Annotated in this window: 19 protein-coding genes; 15 read left to right on the top strand and 4 right to left on the bottom strand. The window is 70.9% G+C overall.

The features are described 5' to 3' along the window. Positions 1–45: 45 nt before the first annotated feature. The 9 genes from tsaB to F6X51_RS01370 all read left to right on the top strand — a co-directional run bounded on the left by tsaB (position 46) and on the right by F6X51_RS01370 (position 9,292). The gene (gene tsaB, locus F6X51_RS01410; RefSeq protein WP_150961240.1) at positions 46–726 is read left to right on the top strand and encodes a tRNA (adenosine(37)-N6)-threonylcarbamoyltransferase complex dimerization subunit type 1 TsaB; all 681 of its coding nucleotides are present in this window, start codon (positions 46–48) and stop codon (positions 724–726) included. Then, entirely contained in the window at positions 723–1,244 is a 522-nt protein-coding gene (locus F6X51_RS01405; protein ID WP_150961238.1) for a GNAT family N-acetyltransferase, read from the top strand. Before tsaB ends, F6X51_RS01405 begins: the two co-directional genes overlap by 4 nt. Before the next feature lie 19 nt (positions 1,245–1,263). Then, positions 1,264–2,163 (top strand): lysophospholipid acyltransferase family protein, encoded by a 900-nt coding sequence (locus tag F6X51_RS01400; protein ID WP_150961236.1) that lies wholly within the window; start codon positions 1,264–1,266, stop codon positions 2,161–2,163. Positions 2,164–2,270: 107 nt separating this feature from the next. After that, positions 2,271–3,608, top strand: coding sequence for a tRNA (N6-isopentenyl adenosine(37)-C2)-methylthiotransferase MiaB (miaB, locus tag F6X51_RS01395; RefSeq protein WP_150961234.1), 1,338 nt, complete (start codon positions 2,271–2,273; stop codon positions 3,606–3,608). 38 nt (positions 3,609–3,646) lie between these two features. Continuing rightward, entirely contained in the window at positions 3,647–4,756 is a 1,110-nt protein-coding gene (locus F6X51_RS01390) for a PhoH family protein (RefSeq protein WP_150961232.1), read from the top strand. Between the two features lie 2 nt (positions 4,757–4,758). Next, positions 4,759–5,244, top strand: coding sequence for an rRNA maturation RNase YbeY (gene ybeY / locus F6X51_RS01385; protein WP_150961230.1), 486 nt, complete (start codon positions 4,759–4,761; stop codon positions 5,242–5,244). A 57-nt stretch (positions 5,245–5,301) separates the two neighbouring features. After that, positions 5,302–6,447, top strand: a complete 1,146-nt coding sequence (locus F6X51_RS01380; RefSeq protein WP_150961228.1) for a CBS domain-containing protein — start codon at positions 5,302–5,304, stop codon at positions 6,445–6,447. Between the two features lie 65 nt (positions 6,448–6,512). Then, positions 6,513–8,108, top strand: coding sequence for an apolipoprotein N-acyltransferase (gene lnt, locus F6X51_RS01375; protein ID WP_246696564.1), 1,596 nt, complete (start codon positions 6,513–6,515; stop codon positions 8,106–8,108). Continuing rightward, positions 8,105–9,292, top strand: a complete 1,188-nt coding sequence (locus F6X51_RS01370) for a CynX/NimT family MFS transporter (RefSeq protein WP_246696553.1) — start codon at positions 8,105–8,107, stop codon at positions 9,290–9,292. Before lnt ends, F6X51_RS01370 begins: the two co-directional genes overlap by 4 nt. A gap of 149 nt (positions 9,293–9,441) precedes the next feature. On the opposite strand, the gene F6X51_RS01365 is transcribed toward F6X51_RS01370, so the two are convergent. Then, entirely contained in the window at positions 9,442–11,031 is a 1,590-nt protein-coding gene (locus F6X51_RS01365) for a catalase (RefSeq protein ID WP_150961226.1), read from the bottom strand. Positions 11,032–11,179: 148 nt separating this feature from the next. On the opposite strand from F6X51_RS01365, the gene F6X51_RS01360 reads away from it, so the two are divergent. From F6X51_RS01360 to ilvA, 4 genes are all read left to right on the top strand, one after another. Beyond that, positions 11,180–12,148 (top strand): LysR substrate-binding domain-containing protein, encoded by a 969-nt coding sequence (locus F6X51_RS01360; RefSeq protein ID WP_150961225.1) that lies wholly within the window; start codon positions 11,180–11,182, stop codon positions 12,146–12,148. Between the two features lie 55 nt (positions 12,149–12,203). Then, positions 12,204–13,268: an AbrB family transcriptional regulator gene (locus F6X51_RS01355; protein ID WP_150961223.1), complete on the top strand. Its 1,065-nt coding sequence runs from the start codon at positions 12,204–12,206 to the stop codon at positions 13,266–13,268. A 2-nt stretch (positions 13,269–13,270) separates the two neighbouring features. Then, a complete protein-coding gene (locus tag F6X51_RS01350; RefSeq protein ID WP_150961221.1) occupies positions 13,271–13,618 on the top strand; it encodes a diacylglycerol kinase in 348 nt (115 codons plus the stop codon). A 91-nt stretch (positions 13,619–13,709) separates the two neighbouring features. Next, entirely contained in the window at positions 13,710–15,242 is a 1,533-nt protein-coding gene (gene ilvA / locus F6X51_RS01345) for a threonine ammonia-lyase, biosynthetic (RefSeq protein ID WP_150961219.1), read from the top strand. Between the two features lie 42 nt (positions 15,243–15,284). Here ilvA and F6X51_RS01340 read toward each other — a convergent pair whose 3' ends face one another. The 3 genes from F6X51_RS01340 to F6X51_RS01330 form a co-directional block, all read right to left on the bottom strand. Beyond that, entirely contained in the window at positions 15,285–15,944 is a 660-nt protein-coding gene (locus F6X51_RS01340) for an MgtC/SapB family protein (protein ID WP_246696552.1), read from the bottom strand. Between the two features lie 100 nt (positions 15,945–16,044). Continuing rightward, complete coding sequence (locus F6X51_RS01335; protein ID WP_150961217.1) at positions 16,045–17,001, bottom strand: EcsC family protein; 957 nt, start codon at positions 16,999–17,001, stop codon at positions 16,045–16,047. 54 nt (positions 17,002–17,055) lie between these two features. Further along, positions 17,056–18,396, bottom strand: a complete 1,341-nt coding sequence (locus tag F6X51_RS01330; RefSeq protein WP_246696550.1) for an AmpG family muropeptide MFS transporter — start codon at positions 18,394–18,396, stop codon at positions 17,056–17,058. A gap of 339 nt (positions 18,397–18,735) precedes the next feature. Between F6X51_RS01330 and F6X51_RS01325 the strand changes: the two genes are divergently transcribed. Together F6X51_RS01325 and F6X51_RS01320 are read left to right on the top strand one after the other, a co-directional pair. After that, positions 18,736–19,779 (top strand): PAS domain-containing protein, encoded by a 1,044-nt coding sequence (locus tag F6X51_RS01325; RefSeq protein ID WP_150961215.1) that lies wholly within the window; start codon positions 18,736–18,738, stop codon positions 19,777–19,779. A 59-nt stretch (positions 19,780–19,838) separates the two neighbouring features. After that, positions 19,839–20,267: a response regulator gene (locus F6X51_RS01320; protein WP_150961213.1), complete on the top strand. Its 429-nt coding sequence runs from the start codon at positions 19,839–19,841 to the stop codon at positions 20,265–20,267. The last annotated feature ends 3 nt before the right edge of the window (positions 20,268–20,270 follow it).

Raw genomic sequence — 20,270 nt, 5'->3', positions numbered from 1 at the left:
ATCCCTGAGGACACCGGCCGGCCTTCGGCGGCATCTGGAGTCAGCGTGCGTATCCTCGCCATCGACACGGCCCTTGACGCCTGCGCCGCCTGCGTGGCGACGGATACGTCGGACGAATTGCTCGCCGAGGAGAGCATGGTGCTCTCCCGCGGGCACGCGGAAGCCCTGCTGCCGCTGGTCGAGCGCGTGATCTCCCGGATCGAGGGCGGTTTCGAGAGCCTGGACCGCGTCGCCGTCACGGTCGGCCCCGGCAGCTACACGGGTCTGCGCGTCGGCCTCTCCGCGGCGCGCGCGATCGGGCTCGCCACGGGCGTCCCGGTCGTCGGCGTCACGACGCTCTCGGCCCTGCTCGCGCCGCTGCTGGCTCTGAACGGCGATGGGCTGATCGCCGCCGCCATCGATGCCCGCCACGGCGCCGTCTACCTGCAGGCGATGAGCGTCGGCGAGGGCATCGTGGTGCCGCCGAGCCTGCTCAAGCTGGATGAGGCGGTCGACCGCCTCGGTGCCGGTCCCGTCACCCTGGTCGGGTCGGGGGCTCCGGCCCTCGCCGCCACCGCCAAGGGCCGAGGCTCTGCGGCGGAGGTCGCGGGGACCGGCGCGCCGGAGATCGCCTGGGTCGCCTCGCTCGGGATCGTGGCCGATCCGGCGCAGGCGCTGGCACGCCCCCTCTACCTGCGCGGGCCCGATGCCCAGCCCCAGGATCATGCGAGGCTCGCGCGCCGATGAGCCGTCCGGTCTCTCCCTTCTGGCCGTTCGAGTGGTGGCTTGCCTGGTGGGACGCCTGGGGGCCCGAGCCCTACGTCGCGCCCCTGCGGGATTCCGCCCTCGCCGGCACCCTCGCGCGCCTCCACGCGACGGCCTTCGCCAGGCCCTGGGACGCGCACGAATTCGAGCGGCTGCTGTGCGAGCGCTCGACGGAGGCGCATGCCCTCTGGCGAGCCGGGACCATGCAGGGCTTCATCCTGTCCCGCCGGATTGCGGACGAGGCCGAGATCCTCACCATCGTGCTGGCGCCGGGCGCACGGGGCGGCGGGTTGAGCGGGCGTCTCCTGCGCGAGCACCTGACCCGCCTCGCGCATGCGGGCGTGCGCCACGTCCATCTCGAGGTCGACGAGGGCAACACGCCCGCGCTGCGCCTCTACGCGCGGCACGGCTTCGCGCAGGTCGGCGAGCGGACGGCCTACTACACGCGGGCCGACGGGAACCGGGCGACCGCGCTGACCATGCGCGCGACGCTCGCGTGAGCCTCGGGCGAGCGACGCGATGACCCGCCTCGGCATCGGTATCCGGCTCGCGCTCTGCCTGCTCGTGTTCGCGATCCTGGTCGGCCCGCACTGGGTGAGCCTCAGGTTCGGCCGGAGCCGGCTCGCCGCGCACGCGCCGACCCTGTTCCACCGCACCTTCCTGTGGCTCTTCGGGATCCGGGTGACGCAGAGCGGGACGCCGCCCGCCGCGGGCGAGCCGGCCCTCGTCCTGTCCAACCACATCTCGTGGCTCGACATCATCGCCCTCGGCTCCCTGCGCCCGCTGTCCTTCGTGGCGAAATCCGAGATCGCGGGCTGGCCGCTCGTCGGCACCCTGGCCCGGCTTCAGCGCACGGTCTTCATCGACCGCGCGCGCCGGACGGCGACCGCGAGCGTCAACGCGACCGTCGGCAACCGCCTCGCGGAGGGAGACCTGATCGTGCTCTTCGCCGAGGGCACCACGGGGGACGGCAATCGCCTCCTGCCCTTCCGCTCGTCGCTCGTCGGCGCGGCCCGCGCGGCGGTCCAGGCGGAGGAGGGCCGCCTCGAACGCATCCGCCTGCAGCCGCTGGCCATCACCTATCCGCGCCGCGGCGGCCTGCCGGTGGTTCGCGTCGAGCGCCCGGAGATCGCCTGGTACGGCGACATGGAACTGGCGCCGCACCTCGCCCTGTTCGTCCAGCGCGGGCCCGTCGACGTGCACGTGATCTGGGGGACGCCGATCACGTTCGAGGCCGGAACGGATCGCAAGGTCGCCACGGCCCTGGCCGAGGCATCGGTGCGGGCGGCGATGCAGCAGGCGGTGACCGGGCGCCCGCCGGAAGGGCCGGTCTGGCCCGGTCATCGTCTGGGCAGCCCGGCGGGCAGGCAGGGCGGGTCCCTCGGCGGCATGCCGGGTTCGGGCGTGCCGGCGGTGTGACGGCGGCGCACGTGCCGCCGCGACGCGGCACGAATTCTATGGTAGAGGCCGCCGCCTGAACCCGACACGCCCACGGCCCGCGCCCGGGCCTTCCCGGACCTGACCCGTTGAAGAAAGCCTTCGTCCGTTCCTACGGCTGCCAGATGAACGCCTACGACGCCGCCCGCATGGCGGATGTCCTCGGGCAGCAGGGCTACGCCGCGACGGACTCGGTCGAGGAGGCCGATGTCGTCGTCCTCAACACCTGCCATATCCGCGAGAAGGCCGCCGAGAAGGTCTATTCCGAACTCGGCCGCCTCCGCGTGCTGAAGGGGGAGCGCCGGCTCGCGGGGCTGGATACGCGCATCGTCGTCGCGGGCTGCGTGGCGCAGGCGGAGGGCGCCGAGATGCTGGCGCGGGCTCCGGCCGTCGACGTCGTCGTCGGACCGCAGAGCTACCACCGGCTGCCGCAGCTTCTCGACGCATCCCGCGCGAAGCGCGTCGTCGACACCGAATTCCCGATCGAGGACAAGTTCGATCACCTTCCGGCCCGGCGCAACAAGGGCGTCTCGGCATTCCTCACCGTGCAGGAGGGCTGCGACAAGTTCTGCGCCTTCTGCGTCGTGCCCTATACCCGCGGTGCCGAGGTCTCGCGCTCCGTCGCGGCGGTCGTGGCGGAGGCGGAGAAGCTCGCCGAGGCGGGCGTGCGCGAGCTGACGCTGATCGGCCAGAACGTCAATGCCTATCACGGCGCGGGCCCGGCCGGCGTGGCCGCGACCCTCCCGGACCTGATGCGCGCCGTCGCGGGCATTCCGGGCCTCGCGCGCATCCGCTACACCACGAGCCACCCCAACGACATGGGCGACGACCTGATCGCGGCGCATGCCGAGATCCCCGCCCTGATGCCCTATCTCCACCTGCCGGTCCAGTCGGGCTCGGACCGCGTGCTCGGGGCGATGAACCGCAAGCATACGGGGGATCAGTATCGCCGGCTGATCGAACGCATCCGCACGGCGCGCCCCGACATCGCCCTGTCGTCGGACTTCATCGTCGGCTTCCCGGGCGAGACCGATGCCGAGTTCGAGGAGACGATGCGCCTCGTCGCCGAGATCGGGTTCCAGAGCGCGTTCTCGTTCAAGTACAGCCCGCGCCCCGGCACGCCGGCCGCCGAGCGCGCGGATGCGGTTCCGGAGGGCGTGAAGAGCGAGCGTCTGGCCGCCCTGCAGGCCCGTCTCGACGCTCAGCGCCACGCCTACCAGCGTGCGGCCGCGGGCCGGGTCGCCGAGGTTCTGGTCGAGAAGCCGGGCCGCCGTCCGGGTCAGGTGACCGGCAAGACGCCGCACATGCTCGCGGTCCAGTTCGATGCTCCGGCTTCCACCATCGGCAGCCTCGTCCCGGTGCGGATCGTCGAGGCGGGGGCGAACAGCCTCTTCGGCGAGATGCTTCCGCAGGTTGCAGCCGCCTGACGTGGCGGGATCGGTTCTCCAGCCCGAAGGGACCCTGAGTGTCACCAGCTGATGGCGTGAGCGGGCGCGGCGGAGCCCTGCGTGGTCGTGGTCCGGCCGCCAGGACCGGCGAGATCACCGAGACGGTGGAGGTCTCGCTGACCTTCGACGACAACCGGCTCGCGAGCCTCGTGTTCGGTCAGTACGACCAGAACGTCGCGCATATCGAGCGCAAGCTCGAGGTCACCGCCACCGCACTCGGCAATCACCTCGTGGTCAAGGGGCCGCCGGACGCCGCCGAGAAGGCGCGGCGCGTCTTCGAGCGGCTCTACGCGCGGGTGAAGACCGGTGGCGGCACCCTGACCCTCGGCGACGTCGACGGGGCGATCCAGGAGACCACGCTCCAGGGCAACCTCTTCCCGTCGGCCGAGATCGCCGCCGAGCCGGATCGACCCCATTTCGACCAGATCGCGACCCGGCGGCGCGGCGCCGTTCGGGCACGCAACGCCGCGCAGGACGCCTATATCAAGGCGCTGCGCACGAACGAGCTCGTCTTCGCGGAGGGGCCCGCCGGCACCGGCAAGACCTGGCTCGCCGTCGGCCACGCGGTCTCGCTGCTGGAGCAGGGCCACGCCGAACGCCTCATCCTGTCGCGTCCGGCCGTCGAGGCCGGCGAGCGGCTCGGCTTCCTGCCGGGCGACATGCGGGACAAGGTCGACCCGTATCTGCGCCCGATCTACGACGCGCTCTACGACTTTATGGAGGCCCGTCATGTCGACCGCGGGTTGCAGACCGGCATCATCGAGATCGCCCCGCTGGCCTTCATGCGCGGTCGCACGCTGACCAACGCCGTCGTGTTGCTCGACGAGGCGCAGAACACCACATCCATGCAGATGAAGATGTTTCTGACGCGCCTGGGCGAGAATTCCCGGATGATCGTCACGGGCGATCCCAGCCAGATCGACCTGCCGCCGGGGCAGCGATCGGGTCTCGTGGAGGCCGTGAACGTGCTCGACGGCGTCGAGGGCATCGGCCGCATCACGTTCAAGGACGTCGATGTCGTCCGCCACGATCTCGTGCGCCGCATCGTCACCGCCTACGAGCGCGCCTCCCACGGCGAATCCGAGGCCGATCGCAACCCCAACCCGCGCCGTCGTCCGCTCGCGTGACGATGCCGGACATCGAGATCGACGTCGCCCTGGAGGACGATCGCTGGAACGGCGTCGCCCCGGACCTCGACGCCTTCGTGGCGCGTGCCGTGGAAGCCGGGGTCGCGATCGCACCGAACGCACCCGCATGGCCCGTGGAGGTGAGCGTCGTCCTCACCGATGATTCGGTCGTGCAGGCGCTGAACCGCACGTGGCGCGGCAAGGACAAGCCGACCAACGTGCTGTCGTTTCCGGCCGCTGCGCAGCCCGTTCCTGACGGGGCGCCGGTCCCCTTGGGCGATGTCGTCCTTGCGTATGACACGATGCTGCGCGAGAGTGGCGAACAGTCGAAACCCCTCGCCGATCACCTCGCCCATCTTCTCGTTCATGGCACGCTGCATCTTCTCGGCCAGGATCACGAGACCGGCGAGGCCGAGGCCGACGCGATGGAAGCGCTCGAGGTCGCGGCGCTGCGCACGCTCGGCGTCCCCGACCCCTACGGCGATTGATCGGCGACCCCGGCAGTCCTGCCCGCTGACCTGCCCGATATCCCAGATCCGAGAGACATGACGAACGATCGAAGTCGCGGCGCGGCCCAGGCCGCGCTCAGTTCCGTGGATGGCGAGACCGGCGCCCGTGAGCCCTGGTACGACCGTCTGCTTCAAGCCCTTCACCTGAAACCGCGTGATTCCCTTCGCGACGACATCGAGGACGCGCTGGCCGATCCCGATTCCGGCGAGAACGCGTTCTCCCCCCTTGAGCGTGCCATGCTCAAGAACGTGCTCGGACTGCACAAGGTGCGCGTCGACGACGTGATGATCCCCCGGGCGGACATCGTGGCGGTCTCGATCGAGACGTCCCTCGGCGATCTGCTCAAGCTCTTCCGCACCGCGGGCCATTCCCGACTGCCGGTCTACGGCGAGACCCTCGACGATCCGCGCGGCATGGTCCACATCCGCGACTTCGTCGATCACATCGCCGCCAAGGCCGAGGCGGGCAGCCGCCGGTCCGCCAACGGCGCGGCGGCCCAGCCTGCCCTGGATACCGGCGAGCCGGGCGCGGGTCCGCCGCCCGCCCCGCGCGCGCGCCGCAGCCCCGCCCGGGCGCTCCGTGCCCTCAATCTCGGCAATGTCGACCTGTCCGCGACCCTCGCGGCCACGCGCATCCAGCGACCGGTCCTGTTCGTGCCGCCCTCGATGCCGGCGATCGATCTTCTGGTGCGGATGCAGGCGACCCGGACCCACATGGCCCTCGTCATCGACGAGTATGGCGGGACCGACGGCCTGATCTCGATCGAGGACCTCATCGAGATGGTGGTCGGCGACATCGAGGACGAGCACGACGTGGCCGAGGGACGTCTCGTCCAACGGGTCGAGGGCGACGCCGAAATCTTCGTGGCCGATGCCCGCGCCGGCCTCGCCGAAGTGTCCGAGGCCACGGGCGTCGACCTCGTCGCCGCCGTCGGTGAGATGGCCGAGGAGATCGATACGATCGGCGGCATGATCGTGACCCTCGCAGGCCGCGTGCCCTCGCGGGGTGAGCTGATCGCCGGGCCCGGTGACCTCGAATTCGAGGTGCTGGATGCCGATCCGCGCCGCCTCAAGCGGCTGCGCCTGCATCGGGGACCTGCCAAGATCGCGGCTCTGGTCCCGTTGGCATTGCCGCCCCCGAAGGCGGCCAGCGCGGCATCCGCCGAGACGCAGGGCCCGTGACGTCGGCCCAGGACGTCCACCTCCGCTCGGTGCCTCGTCGGGGCAGCGGGTCGGAGGGAGCGCCGCTGCGCCTCAGTGGCTGGTTCGCGGCGCTCCGGGGCTGGCGGCGCCTGATCGTCGCGTTCCTGGCCGGCGCCCTCGGGGCGCTGGCGATGCCGCCCTTCGGGATGCTGCCGGCCCTCGTCCTGTCGCTGAGCGTCGCCGTCTGGCTCATGGACGGCGCCGCCGCGAGCCGCGCGCGCCTCCGGCAGACGCTGCTGCCCTGCGCAATGGTCGGCTGGGCCTGGGGCTTCGGCTACCTGACCGCCGGCCTGTGGTGGCTCGGATCCGCCTTCCTGGTCGAGGCGGACGAGTTCGCATGGGCCCTTCCCCTCGGGGTCGTTGGCCTGCCGGCCGCCCTCGCCTCGTTCTACGCTGTGGGCTTTGCCGGCGCCCGCCTGCTGTGGTCGCCGGGCGCCGGACGGATCTGCGGCCTCGCCGTCGGCCTTGCCGGGGCCGAGTGGCTGCGCGGGCATCTGTTCACGGGCTTCCCCTGGAACACGCTCGGGATGGCGCTCGGGCAGAACCTGTGGCTCACCCAATCGGCCTGTCTCGTCGGGCTCTACGGTCTCACCCTCGTCGCAATCCTCGTCTGCGCCGCCCCCGCGACGCTGGCCACCGGCACGAGCGCGCTCGGGCGTTTCGGTCCGAGCGGCGTGGCGGCCGTCATCCTCGGGAGCCTGGCGCTCTTCGGCGCGAACCGGATACCGGTCGCCCACGACAAGGCGGTCGCGGGCGTGCGGCTGCGCTTGGTTCAGCCGAACCTGCCGCAGGATGCCAAGTTCCGACCGGAGAACCGCGAGGACATCGTCGACCGCTACATCGAGTTGAGCCAGCGGCCGCCCCTCGGTGGGCCGGCGCCGACCCACATCATCTGGCCGGAATCCGCCTTTCCCTTCCTGATCCAACGGGATCCGGCCTCCCTGGCCAGGGTTGCGGGGTCGCTCCAATCGGGCCAGCGGCTCATCACCGGGGCCGCGCGCGCGGAGGAGCCGCTGCCCGGGGAGCGCCTGCGCTACTTCAACGCGATCATGACGATCGAGCCGCCGAACCGGATCTCCGACACGTACGACAAGGTCCATCTCGTCCCGTTCGGTGAGTACCTGCCGGCGCCCCTCGATGCCCTGCTGCGCGCGGTCGGCCTGCGCCAGTTCGTGTCGATCCCCGGAGGGTTCTCCGCGGGCAGCCGTGCCGGGCAGCGCATCCTCGACGTGCCGGGGCTACCGCCCGCGGCCGCGACGATCTGCTACGAGGCGATCTTTCCCGGCGCGATCGTGCCCTCCGGCGTGTCGATGCGGCCCGGCCTGATCCTGAACGTCACGAACGATGCGTGGTTCGGCGACACGCCCGGTCCGCGCCAGCACCTCGCGCAGGCGCGGCTGCGCGCCGTGGAAGAGGGCCTGCCCCTCGTGCGGGATGCCAATACCGGCATCTCCGCGATCATCGACGCCTACGGACGCGTCACCGCGAGCCTGCCTCTCAACGAGGAGGCGGTGCTCGACGCCGATCTTCCGGCCAGCATCGACGCGCCGACCCTTTACGCCCGCTTCGGAGACTGGCCCTTCCTGGCCATGCTGACGGCCGCCCTCCTCTGCGCGCTCGGCGCGTGGCGGCGGGCGTGAGCGCGAGGACGGGCGCGTCGGCCCCGGTCCTGGTCGGTCTCGGCGTGATGCTGGTGGCGTTCAACCTGCGGCCCGCCCTCACCACCGTCGGTCCGCTGCTCACGGCGATCCGCGCCGATACGGGCCTGAGCGCGTCCGGCGCCGCCGTCCTGACGACGCTGCCGGTCCTGTTTCTCGGTCTCGCCAGCGCCACCGGGCCCGCAGCCATCCGGCGCCTCGGGGTCAATCGCGGCATCCTCCTGGCGATCGTCATCGTCGCAGCGGGCCTGGCCAGCCGGGCGATCGGCGGGATCGGGCCGCTGTTCTTCGGTGCCTGCCTCTCGGCCGCCGGGATCGGCCTCGCCGGCGTGCTGCTTCCCGGCCTCGTCAAGCGCGATTTTCCCCGGCACGCGGGCCTGATGACGGGGCTCTACACCATGGTCCTGTGCCTCGGCGCCGCGGCGGGGGCCGGCTTGACCGTGCCGCTGCAGGACGCGCTCGGAGCGGGCTGGGCCCTGCCGCTCGCGGCCTGGGCCATTCCTGCGCTCGTCGCGGCCCTCGCCTGGACACCCTTCAGCGGGCGGGAACAAGCCGCGGCCCCGGCGCCGATCCGGTCGCCGCGCCGGGCCTGGCTCTGGCGCGACCCCCTCGCCTGGCAGGTGACGGGCTTCATGGGACTGCAATCCTCCCTCGCCTACATCATGTTCGGCTGGATCCCGGCCCTGTTGCAGAGCCGCGGCCTCAGCGCGCTCGATGCCGGCTTCATCGCCTCGCTGATGAGCATCGGGCAGGCGCCGGTCGCCCTTCTGGTGCCGACCTTCGCGGCGAGAGCCGGGGACCAGCGGGCCTACGCCACCGGCCTGATCCTCCTGACCGTCACGGCATTCCTCGGCGTGGTCTACGCGCCCATCGGGTTCGTGGGGGCCTTGACGATCGCGCTCGGCTTCGGCCTCGGCGGCACCTTCGGGCTCGGATTGACCATCATCGTGCTGCGCGCCCGCGACACCGCGGGCGCCGCCGGGCTCTCCGCGATGGCACAGGGCATCGGCTACAGCATCGCCGCGCTCGGCCCCCTCGGATTCGGCCTCGCCCACGAAGCCGGCGGCGACTGGACGCTCTCGGTGGTGCTGTTCTGCGCCATCGCGCTCGCCGGCGTTCTCTGCGGGCTCGGTGCCGGCCGAAACCGGCAGGTCGGCGCCGGATGAGGCTGACCGCCGCGACGCCGGCGCCGCGGTCGGACGCGGCATCCGGATCGGACACGCCTCGGTCCGGATCACGCCCTTCAGACAAGAAAGCCCCGCACGGCGGGTGACCGTGCGGGGCCTCTCGTGGCTCAGGGTCGTCGGCCCGGATCTTACTCGGCGGCGACGCGGTGGGCGTTCGAGCCGTCGGTGTAGGTCTCCGCGGCCAGGCGCTTGCCCGGTGCGGCCCGGCCCGGCAGCGGCGCCAGGGCCTTGGCCTTCTCGAGATCGATGCCCGCACCCTCGGCGACCCGGCGGCCGTAATCCTCGTCCGCGTGCCAGAAGTGCCAGACCATCCGCAGCTGGATCGGCTCCGGGCATTCCTTCATGTCGGCGACGAGATTGGCGATCAGGTCCTCGCGCTCCCAATCCTGGAACGAGCGGTAGCGAAGGCCGGCCTGGGTGTAGTCGTCCTCGGTGCGGCTCGTCTGGTAGCGACCGAGCCTGCCCTCGACCGGCTGGTGATAGTCCTTCGCGGGCTTCGGTGCCTCGCGCAGGCCCTCGGCGAGCGTGGACGGCTCATAGTTGATGTGCCGGTTCGGACCCGTCCCGTCGACGCCGTAGGTCATCTGGCCGTCGCGCTGGTTCGAGTAGACCTTCACGCCGGGCTGGGGCGCGTTGATCGGCAGCTGCAGGTAGTTGGCGCCGACGCGATAGCGCTGCGTGTCGGAGTAGGACAGCGTGCGCCCCTGGAGCATCTTGTCGTCCGAGAAGTCGATCCCGTCGACGAGCACGCCCGTGCCGAACGCCGATTGCTCGACATCCGCGAAGAAGTTGTCGGGCACCCGGTCGAGCACCATGCGGCCGACGGGCAGCAGGGGGAACTGGTCGACCGGCCACAGCTTCGTGTCGTCGAGGGGATCGAACGAAAGGTGCTCGTTCGGGCCGTCCGGCATGATCTGCACGCAGAACTCCCATTCGGGAAAATTGCCGGCATTGATGTTGTCGTAGAGATCCTGGGTGGCATGGCCGACGTTCTTGGCCTGGATCGCCTCGGCCTCGCCCGAGGTCAGGTTGCGCACGCCCTGCTTCGGCTCCCAGTGGAACTTGCAGAGGACCGCCTCGCCCTGGTCGTTGACGAGCTTGTAGGTGTTGACGCCCGAGCCCTCCATCTCGCGGTAGTTCGCCGGGATGCCCCACGGGGACTTGAGGTGCGTCACCATGTGGATCGACTCGGGGTGCTGCGCCACGAAGTCGAAGAAGCGCCACGCCTCCTGGCGGTTCGTCACCGGATCCGGCTTGAACGCGTGGATCATGTCGGGGAACTTGATCGCGTCGCGGATGAAGAACACCTTGAGGTTGTTGCCAACCAGATCCCAGTTGCCGTCGACGGTCTTGAACTTCACCGCGAAGCCGCGCGGGTCGCGCGCCGTCTCGGGGCTCTCCTTGGCACCCGCCACGGTGGAGAAGCGCACGAACATCGGCGTCTTCACGCCGGTCTCGTTCAGGACGCGGGCCCGGGTGTACTTCGCGGCGGGCTCGTTGCCGATCTTGCCATAGGCCTCGAAATAGCCGTGCGCCCCGGCGCCGCGGGCATGCACGACGCGCTCGGGGATCCGCTCGCGATCGAAATGGGTGATCTTCTCGATGAACTGGTAATTCTCGAGCGTCGCGGGGCCCCGCTCGCCGACCGTGCGCGTGCTCTGGTTGTCGCGGACCGGATGGCCCTGGCGGGTCGTCAGAATGGGACGTTGCTCGCTCATGCGTCTCGCCTCTCTGGAAAATCGTGCGTTCGGATGCGGCGCCCGGGAATGGCGCCACTTTCCCTGGAACGGTTCTGGGCTGCCGTTATGACCGCGGCGTGACCCATTGGCAAATGCATCGTCACAAAGGCCGTGATAGACACACCCTATGAATGTCGCCGGACTGTCGCTTCGAGATCTCGAATATGTCGTCGCCGTCGCCGAGGAGAGCCATTTCGGCCGGGCGGCCGAGCGCTGCAATGTCAGCCAGCCGACGCTGAGCGTTCAGATCCGCAAGCTGGAGGAGGCGCTCGGCCTCGTCCTGTTCGAGCGCTCGAACCGGCGCGTGCTCCTCACCCCGGCGGGCCAGGTCATCGTGCGACAGGCGCGGGCGGTCCTGGCGCAGGCGCAGCGTCTGCTCGCCCTCGCGAGCGAGGGGCGCGGCGCGCCGCTGACCGGACGCCTCGTCCTCGCGGCGATCCAGACGCTCGGCCCCTACCTGTTTCCCCTCGTCCTCCGTCACCTGCGGCAGGAGTTTCCCCTCCTGGCCCTGGCGCTCAGCGAAGCGCGCACGGCGGAGATCCTGGAAGGCCTCCGGGACGGCCGCGTCGACGCGGCCCTGGTCTCGCTGCCGCTTCCGAGCGCCGGGCTGACGATCTCGCCGCTCTTCGTCGAGCCCTTCTGGCTCGCCTGCCCGGCCGACCATGCCCTGGCGCGCGGCGGCGCGCTGCGCGCGACCGATATCGCGGGGCCCGACCTCCTGCTCCTCGACGAGGGCAATTGCCTGCGCGACCAGACCGTGGCGGCCTGCGGGGCGGGCAGTTCCGCCGGGCGCCACGCCACGAGCCTCGAAACCCTGCGATCGATGGTGGCGGCGGGCGCGGGCTACACGCTGCTGCCAGCCCTGGCACTCCCGGCCGGACCCGATCCCAGCGGCCTCATCGTCACCCGCAGCTTCGATGCGGACGGTCCGGGCCGGACGATCGCGCTTGCCTGGCGCTCCAGCGACCCGCGCGCGGCGGGGCTCCAGCACCTCGCCGCCTTCTTCCGGGCCCATGCTCCGGCCAACACGGCCGCCTGCCGGGCGGACGACGCTGCGCCGGCGCCACGGCGTGACAGCGTGGCCGATCCGGTGTAGCGCCGCGGCGAGCGGACGCGCCCGCCGCGTCGCGCCAGACATCCAACGGTCCTCCTTGCCCGTGCCAAAGATCCTCGGCCTCTGGGCGGCCCTGCTCGCCGCGTCGGGCCTTCTCGCCTACGGCCTGTCCTCCGCCCATTTCCCGGCCGCCCTGCTGCTCGGGCCGATGCTCGCCGCGATCGTGTTCGGCGTGCGGGGAGCGCCGCTGCGCATCCCGAAGCCCGGATTCCAGGGCGCCCAGGCGATGATCGGCTGCCTCGTTGCCCACGCGATCAACGCCGAGATCGCCGGAACCATGCTGGATGACGGCCTGCTGATCCTGCTGGTCGTGCTCGTCACGGTTCTCGCCGGCGGTCTCGTCGGCTACGTCCTGACGCGCATGCGCGTACTGCCGGGCACGACCGCAGCCTGGGGCTCCTCCCCGGGCGGCGCGGCCGCGATGGTGGCGATGGCCGAGGAATACGGCTCCGATCCGCGTCTCGTCGCCTTCATGCAGTACGTGCGGGTCGCCGCCGTGGTGCTCTCGGCCTCCGTCGTCGCCCGTCTGCTCACCGAGCCGAGTGCCGCGAGCGGCGCCGACACGATGCCGGTGCAGGCCATACCGGCGCTCTCGGTTCTCATCACGCTGACCGTCGCTGCGGTCGGGGCCGGCATCGCCCTCGCGCTTCGCCTGCCGGCCGGCGCCCTGATCGGCCCGATGGTCCTCGGCGCGGCGCTCCACGCCACGGGGCTCGCGAGCCTCGTGCTGCCGCCCGCCCTGCTCGACGCGGCCTACGCGACCATCGGTTGGTATGTCGGCCTGCGCTTCACCCGGGAGACCCTGCGCGAGACGTTCCACGCGCTGCCGGGGATCCTCATCGCGACGGTGGCGGTCATTCTCCTCTGCGCGGGCTGGGCCTTCGGGCTCACCCGCATCCTGCCGATCGACTTCCTCACCGCCTTCCTGGCGACCAGCCCGGGCGGCCTCGATTCCGTCGCGATCATCGCCGTCGGCGCGAAGGTCGACGTCTCGTTCGTCCTCGCCGTCCAGACGCTCCGGCTGTTCGTGGTGCTGATCACGGGGCCATTGCTCGCCAAGTGGATCGCGCGCGCGGCACCACCGGACAAGACGGCCGGGTGAGCATGGACGCCCTCATCCTTGCCTTCCTCAATTCCTGGCGCGGGCTGGTCCACGGGGCCCGCACCGAGCGCGCGGTGCGCCAGGAACTCGTCCTCCTCGCGGTCGGGGTGCCGGTCGCGCTGATCCTCGGCACGAGCCTCTGGGTCCGTGTCGGGCTGATCGCCAGCCTGCTCCTGATGCTCGCGGCCGAGTTCCTCAACACCGCCATCGAGAAGCTCTGCGACCACCTGCACCCGGACCGGCATCCGCGCATCGGGACGGTCAAGGACCTCGCCTCGACGGGCACCTTCCTGGCGCAGGCGCTGGCCGCGCTGGTCTGGATCGCGGCCCTGATCGACCGGCTGGGCTGACCTGCCCGCCCGGCGCTCGCATCTTCCGGTCCGAAGGTCTATCCCGGGCGTACACCCGAACTCCGGCTCCGCGAGAAGATCGTTCCCACCCGTGACCGACTACATCCGCAAGATCCTCACCGCCCGCGTCTACGATGTCGCGATCGAGAGCCCGCTCGATCCGATGCCGCGCCTGTCCGCGCGCTACGAGCGGCCGATCCTGCTGAAGCGCGAGGACCTGCAGCCGGTCTTCTCGTTCAAGCTGCGCGGCGCCTACAACAAGATGTCGGGCCTCGACGCGGAGCAGCTCGCGCGGGGCGTCATCTGCGCCTCCGCCGGGAACCATGCCCAAGGGGTTGCGCTCTCGGCGGCCAAGCTCAACGTCCGCGCCGTGATCGTGATGCCGCGCACGACGCCGGCCATCAAGGTCGACGCCTGCCGGGCGCGCGGGGCCGAGGTGATCCTGCACGGCGATGCCTTCGACGAGGCTCTGGCGGAGGCCCGCCGCCGCGAGGTCGAGGAAGGGCTGACCTTCCTGCACCCCTTCGACGATGCCGAGGTGATCGCCGGACAGGGCACGATCGGGATGGAGTTGCTGCACCAGCACACGGGGCCGATCGAGGCGATCTTCGTGCCCATCGGCGGGGGCGGCCTCGCTGCCGGCATCGCGACCTTCGTGAAGTACCTGCGGCCCGAGACCAAGGTCATCGGCGTCGAGCCCGATGACGCGGCCTGCATGGCGGCCGCTTTGGCCGCCGGCGAGCCGACCACCCTGGACAGCGTCGGGCTCTTCGCCGACGGCGTCGCGGTGCGGCGGGCCGGCGAGGAGACCTTCCGCCTCTGCCGCGAGAACCTCGACGGGGTCATCACCGTCGACACCGACGCCATGTGCGCGGCCGTGAAGGACATCTTCGACGACACCCGCGCGGTGTCGGAGCCCTCCGGCGCCCTCGCCCTCGCGGGTGCCAAGCTCTACGCCGAGCGCGAAAGCGGCAACGGCACGCTGATCGCGATCTCCAGCGGCGCGAACCTGAATTTCGACCGGCTTCGCCACATCGCGGAGCGCGCGGAGATCGGCGAGCGACGCGAGGTGTTGCTCGGCGTGACCATCCCCGAGCGGCCCGGCGCCTATCGGGCCTTCATCAGCACGCTCGGCCCCCGCGCCATCACGGAATTCAACTACCGCTACGCGAAGGATGCCGAGGCGCAGATCTTCGTCGGGGTGAACCTGCCGGGCGGATTGCCCGAGAAGCGGGCGCTGATCGCGGGGCTGCGCGAGGGCGGTTACCGCGTCCTCGACATGAGCGACAACGAGATGGCCAAGGTCCATATCCGCTACATGGTCGGCGGCCGGGCCACGGGCCTGCGGGACGAGCGCCTCTACCGCTTCCAGTTCCCGGAGCGGCCGGGCGCGCTGATGCGTTTCCTCGACGGGCTCGGCGAGGATTTCAACATCACGCTGTTCCATTACCGCAACCACGGCGCCGATTACGGCCGGGTCCTCGCCGGCATCACGGTCCCGGCCACCGAGCGCGCCCGCTTCCACGCGGCCGTGGACGAGCTCGGCTACCCGTGCACCGACGAGACCGACAATCCGGCCTACCGCCTGTTCCTCGACAACGGCACCGCGGCAGCCGTCACCTGAGCGTCGGACGCCGGCCGAACGGTCGCGCGGGGGGAACGGCCCTCAACGCTCCTCGATCTCGACCCCCTCGATGCCGGGCATCGCGCGGAGGCGCTGGGCGATGTCGTCGAGTTGCCCTGCCGACAGGCGCGTGAAGGCGATCCGGATCTCCTCCGACCCCTCCATCGCGCCCGGCTGCACCACGAATTGCTTGACCCGGGAGAGCGGCTGCCCGGTCGCGTCCTGCACGCCGTCCAGGGCCAGGGACCCGGTCCGCGCCGAGATGCGCAATATCCGGCTTTGCGACCGCGCGCGCCAGCGCTCCTCGATCGGCTTCATGCCGGCCAGGATCGCGAACACGATGACGGTGGCGGCGACGGCCGGGACGTAGAGGCCGCCGCCGCTCGCGAGGCCGATCGCCGCGACCGCCCAGAGGCTGGCCGCCGTCGTCAGGCCGCGGACGACCTCGCCCCGGAGGAGGATCGTGCCGGCGCCGAGGAAACCGATGCCGGACACGACCTGAGCGGCGACGCGGGACGGATCGAGGACCACGTGGTCGTGTCCGATGATGTCGAAGAAGCCGTAGGCCGAGACGAGCATGAACAGGCATGAGCCGACGCAGACCAGCATGTGGGTCCGCAGGCCCGCCGCCCAGAGGAGCCGCTCGCGCTCGAGCCCGATGATGCTGCCGAGCAACGCCGCGAGCGCGAGGCGCCCGATCATCTCCGCGTTTCCGAGCAGGGCCGTCCTCCCGCGCAATCAGGGAACGCCGAGATAGACCAGCCGACGCATTGCCGGCAAATCAAAGTTGGCGTCGCGCCGGTCAGGCGATGCCGAGCGCGGCCTTCTCGAGGTCGTAGGCCGCCCGAACCACGGCCTTCCCGTAGGCGCGTTCGAGACGCCGAACGGTGAAATGCGCCCGGGCCACCGACTGGAAGTGGTCCATGAACGCCGTGTTCACGGCCGCCCCCCCGAAGGCGCCGAGGACCGGGATCGCCTGCGCGGCGACCTTCTGCGAGACGACGATACCGAAGCGCGCCGCGATCTGAGCCGTGAAGCGCAGGAGCGCGGGGGCAGCTTCGTCGACGAGGGCCCGGCTTCCCGCAAAGCGCGCGGCCTCCGCCATCGTCTTGGCCAGCGCCGCCCGGACGGCGAAGTAGCCGCTCTCGGCAAGACCCGTCTCGCCCCCGCGGCTGCCCAGCGCGAAGACCTGGACGCAGGCCAGCGCGCCTTCGGGGGTCTCGATGTCCTCCCCCTCCGCGCGGGCGATCTCGGCGATCGAGCGCAGCATCAGCGTCGTGGACAGCGGAAGCTCGACCGCGAGCGTCGCGAGGCCGAAGGCGCCTCCGACAGCGCCCGAGACGGCGGCGAGGGCCTTGTGGTTGAACTCGCTCGACTGGAACAGGCGCCCGAAGCGGCTGCCGCGCGCGTCGGTCAGCGCCGGCACCTCGGCCCCGTCCGGTTGGTCCGCCTTCTTGGGCAGGGTCGCGAGGGCCACCCGCAACGCCCCGCGCATCGCGGTTTCGGTGGTGCGCGCGACCGCGTCGGTGACCGGTGCGGGCAGGGAGCGGCCGATGATGTCGAGCGGCGCACCGGCTGCCGCCGAGAGGCGCGCGGCGAGGCCCGGCTGCTCCAGGGCGCGGACCGCCCGGCGGAGGGCCGCGAGATCGGCCTCGCTGAGGGCAAGGGTCTCAGGGTCGATGGAAGCCGGGAGAGTCTCGCCGGCGAGGGTGATGTCGCTCACGTCTGACGTCCCTTGGATGCAACTCTGCTGCGGCATTGACGACCGCCGGTGAAAGCAAGCGCCAGGGTTCGTCCTTGGTTCCGATGCGGCTCACGCCTTGGCGGCGACCGCTTCCTCCTCGGGACGCGGCGCCCGCTCGGGCCCGGGCTCGGCCGCGCCCTCGCGCAGGGCAATCAGCGCGAGGCACAGGAGAGCCACCGGAATGCCGATCGCCGCCGAGGCCGCGAAAAATTTCGGGTATCCGAGGGCATCGACCATGTAGCCCGAGAAACCGCCGACGAACTTGCCGGGTAGCGCGTAGAGCGAGGAGAGCAGCGCGTACTGCGTCGCCACGAAGGCCGACGAGGTCAGACTCGACATGTAGGCGATGAGCGCCGTGCCGGCGAAGTTGCCCGCGAAATTGTCGATCGAGATGCTGGCGATGAAGAGCGGGGTGTCGTGCCCGTGGAGGGCGAGCCACGAGAACATCAGGTTCGAGGCCGCCGCCGCGATCCCGCCGAAGAGCAGCGAGGCCTGCAGGCCGAAGCGGATCACCGCGTAGCCGCCCGCGAGCGCCCCGGCGACGCCGATGATCACCCCGTAGACCTTCGTCACATTGGCGATCTCGGTCAGCGAGAAGCCCTGCTCGATGTAGAAGGGCTGCGCCATCACCCCCGAGATGATGTCCGGAAGCCGGTACAGCATGATCAGCGACAGGATGAGGACGAGGCGCGCGCCCTTGCGGCGCACGAGATCCCCGAAGGGCTCGACGACAGCGATCTGAAGCGTGCGGCCGATCGAGCGATGCTCGTCCGGCACCGGTGCCGGATCCTGTCGAGGTGCCAGAACCGAAGCGATCAAGCCGGTGAGCATCAGGAGCGCCATCGCCCCGTAGGCGAGCGACCAGCTCGCACCCTGGGCGATGTAGAGGGCGCCCGCCCCCGCGAAGGCCCGGGCGATGGCGTAGCCGAGCTGATAGGCCCCGAGCATCACGCCCTGGCGCTCGGTCGGCGCCGCATCGATGCGCCAGCCGTCGACCACGATGTCCTGCGTGGCCGAGGCGAAGGCGGTGATCAGGGCGCAGATCACCATGAAGCTCAGGGACCCGGCCGGATCGCCCTGGCTCATTCCGATCAGGCCGGCCGCCACCCCGAGCTGCGCGAGGACCATCCAGGCCCGTCGCCGCCCCAGCCAGCGTGCCAGGACCGGCAGGTCGAGCCGGTCGATCACGGGCGCCCAGAGGAACTTCAGCGAGTAGGCGAAGGAGACGTAGGAGAGCAGCCCGATGCTGGTGCGCTGAATCCCCGCAGTCGCGAGCCAGGCCGAGAGCGTTGAGAACACGAGGAGGATCGGGAGGCCGCAGGCGAAGCCGAGCGCCAGCATCAGGGCGATCCGGCGATCCTCGACGACATCGCGCATCCGGAGCTTCGTGCGCGCGGCAGGGGCGGGCATGTGATGGAACTCCTCGGGCTCGTGCGCCTTGTTCCGCAAAAATCGTGGCAGCCTTGCGCCCTGTTCTCCGAATCGCAGGGTACGGGTTCCGACCGGGAAGACCTGGGGGAAGATGGTCGACGAATTCTTAACGCGCAGCCGGCACTTTGCCGGTGGACAGGTGGCGCACGGGCGGAACCACGCCGACGCAATCCTGTTCGCACCGGGGGACACCGGCGTCGGCGCTGCAGGGCGGCGCCACGGTCGCCCCAGGCCGGATCACGGGGAAATGGAAGTGCGGTCGGCGGCATGACGGACGACGACAGACGCGCGTTGCGTGAGGCCGGCCTCGGAGAGGACATGTTCGCCTCTGCCTTCGGAGCGAGCCCGACGCCCATGGTGGTGACCGATGCGCGCGGGTCCGACAACCCGATCGTCTGGGTCAACGACGCCTTCGTGGCGCTCACGGGCTACACGCGGGCCGAGCTCTACGGACGCAATTGCCGGATGCTGCAGGGACAGGGCACGGATCCCGGCGAGATCCGCCGCATGCGGGACGCCGTCGCCACGTCGAAGAAGATCGCGTGCGAGCTGTTCAACTACCGCAAGGACGGGTCGGCCTTCTGGAATGCCATGACGATCTGCCCGGTGCGTGACGAGGGCGGAGCGGTCGCGTGGTTCTTCGCCGCGCAGGCCGACATGACGGACAAGCGCCGCTCCGAGCAGGCGATGCGGGGAACGAACGACGAGCTCGAACGCCTCGTGGACGCCCGGACCGCCGATCTCCAGGCCGCCCTGGAGCAGAAGACCGCGCTGCTGCACGAGGTCGACCATCGGGTCAAGAACAACCTCCAGGTCATCTCCTCGCTGATGCTCCTGAAGGCGCGCCGGACCCCCGAGGGCGAGGCGCGCGACGCGCTGCAGAGCATGGCGGAGCGCGTCGGCGCCCTCTCGACCGCGCACCGCATGCTCTATTCCGCGGGCGACGTGACCCGCTTCGATCTCCGGGAATTCGCCGCGGACTTCCTCGCCGATCTGACGGCGGGGATCGATCCGGATCGCACGACGGTGGAAGCCGAGGTCGATTCGATCGCGGTTTCCGCCGCCATGGCGGCACCGCTGGCGCTGATGATGCACGAACTTGCGACCAACGCGGTGCGCCACGCCTTCCCGAACGGACGCAGCGGCCGCGTCTCGATCACCGCCCGGCGCGACGACGGCGGGTTGCGCCTCCTGATCCAGGATGACGGGGTCGGCATCGCGGCGGGCCCGGTCAATCCCGCGGGGTTCGGCCACAGCCTCGTCGAGATGGTCGTGCGCCAGCTGCGCGGCACGATCGCCTGGAACGAGGCCATGCCCGGAACGCGCGTCGAGATCACGATTCCGCTCGATCGTGCGAACTGACATGTTCGTTCAAGCTCGCCTGACGTGAGGGACCGGGCCAACCATGTCGGGGAGGTGCCATGACGGCCGAGCCCGCTTTGCGCATCCTCGTGGTCGAGGACGAGGTCCTGATCGCGCTCGAGCTCACGTACCTCCTCGAGGATCTCGGTCACGTCATGGTCGGGGTCGCGGCCAGCTCCTCGGAAGCGATCGCGCTCGGAGCCTCGACGGCACCCGACGTTGCGCTGGTGGATATCCACCTCGTCGACGGTCCGACCGGCGTCGAGGTGGCGCGGGTGCTCAGCGCGGATCCGCGCACGACCGTCCTGTTCATGACGGCGAACAGCAAGCGCATCCCGGAGGATTTCGCCGGCGCCCTCGGGGTGATCGCCAAGCCCTACTCGGAACGCGTCGTGGCGAGCGCGCTCACCTACGTCGCCGAGCGCCGCGCCGGCCGCGCGCCGGCCACCGATACGCCGGACGGTTTCCAGCTCGCGCCCCTGAACTGACCC

It is taken from the genome of Methylobacterium planeticum, from assembly GCF_008806345.1.
Classification (GTDB): domain Bacteria; phylum Pseudomonadota; class Alphaproteobacteria; order Rhizobiales; family Beijerinckiaceae; genus Methylobacterium; species Methylobacterium planeticum.
Note: the sequence above shows the minus strand (reverse complement) of the source record. Positions and strands in the feature narration are given on the sequence as shown.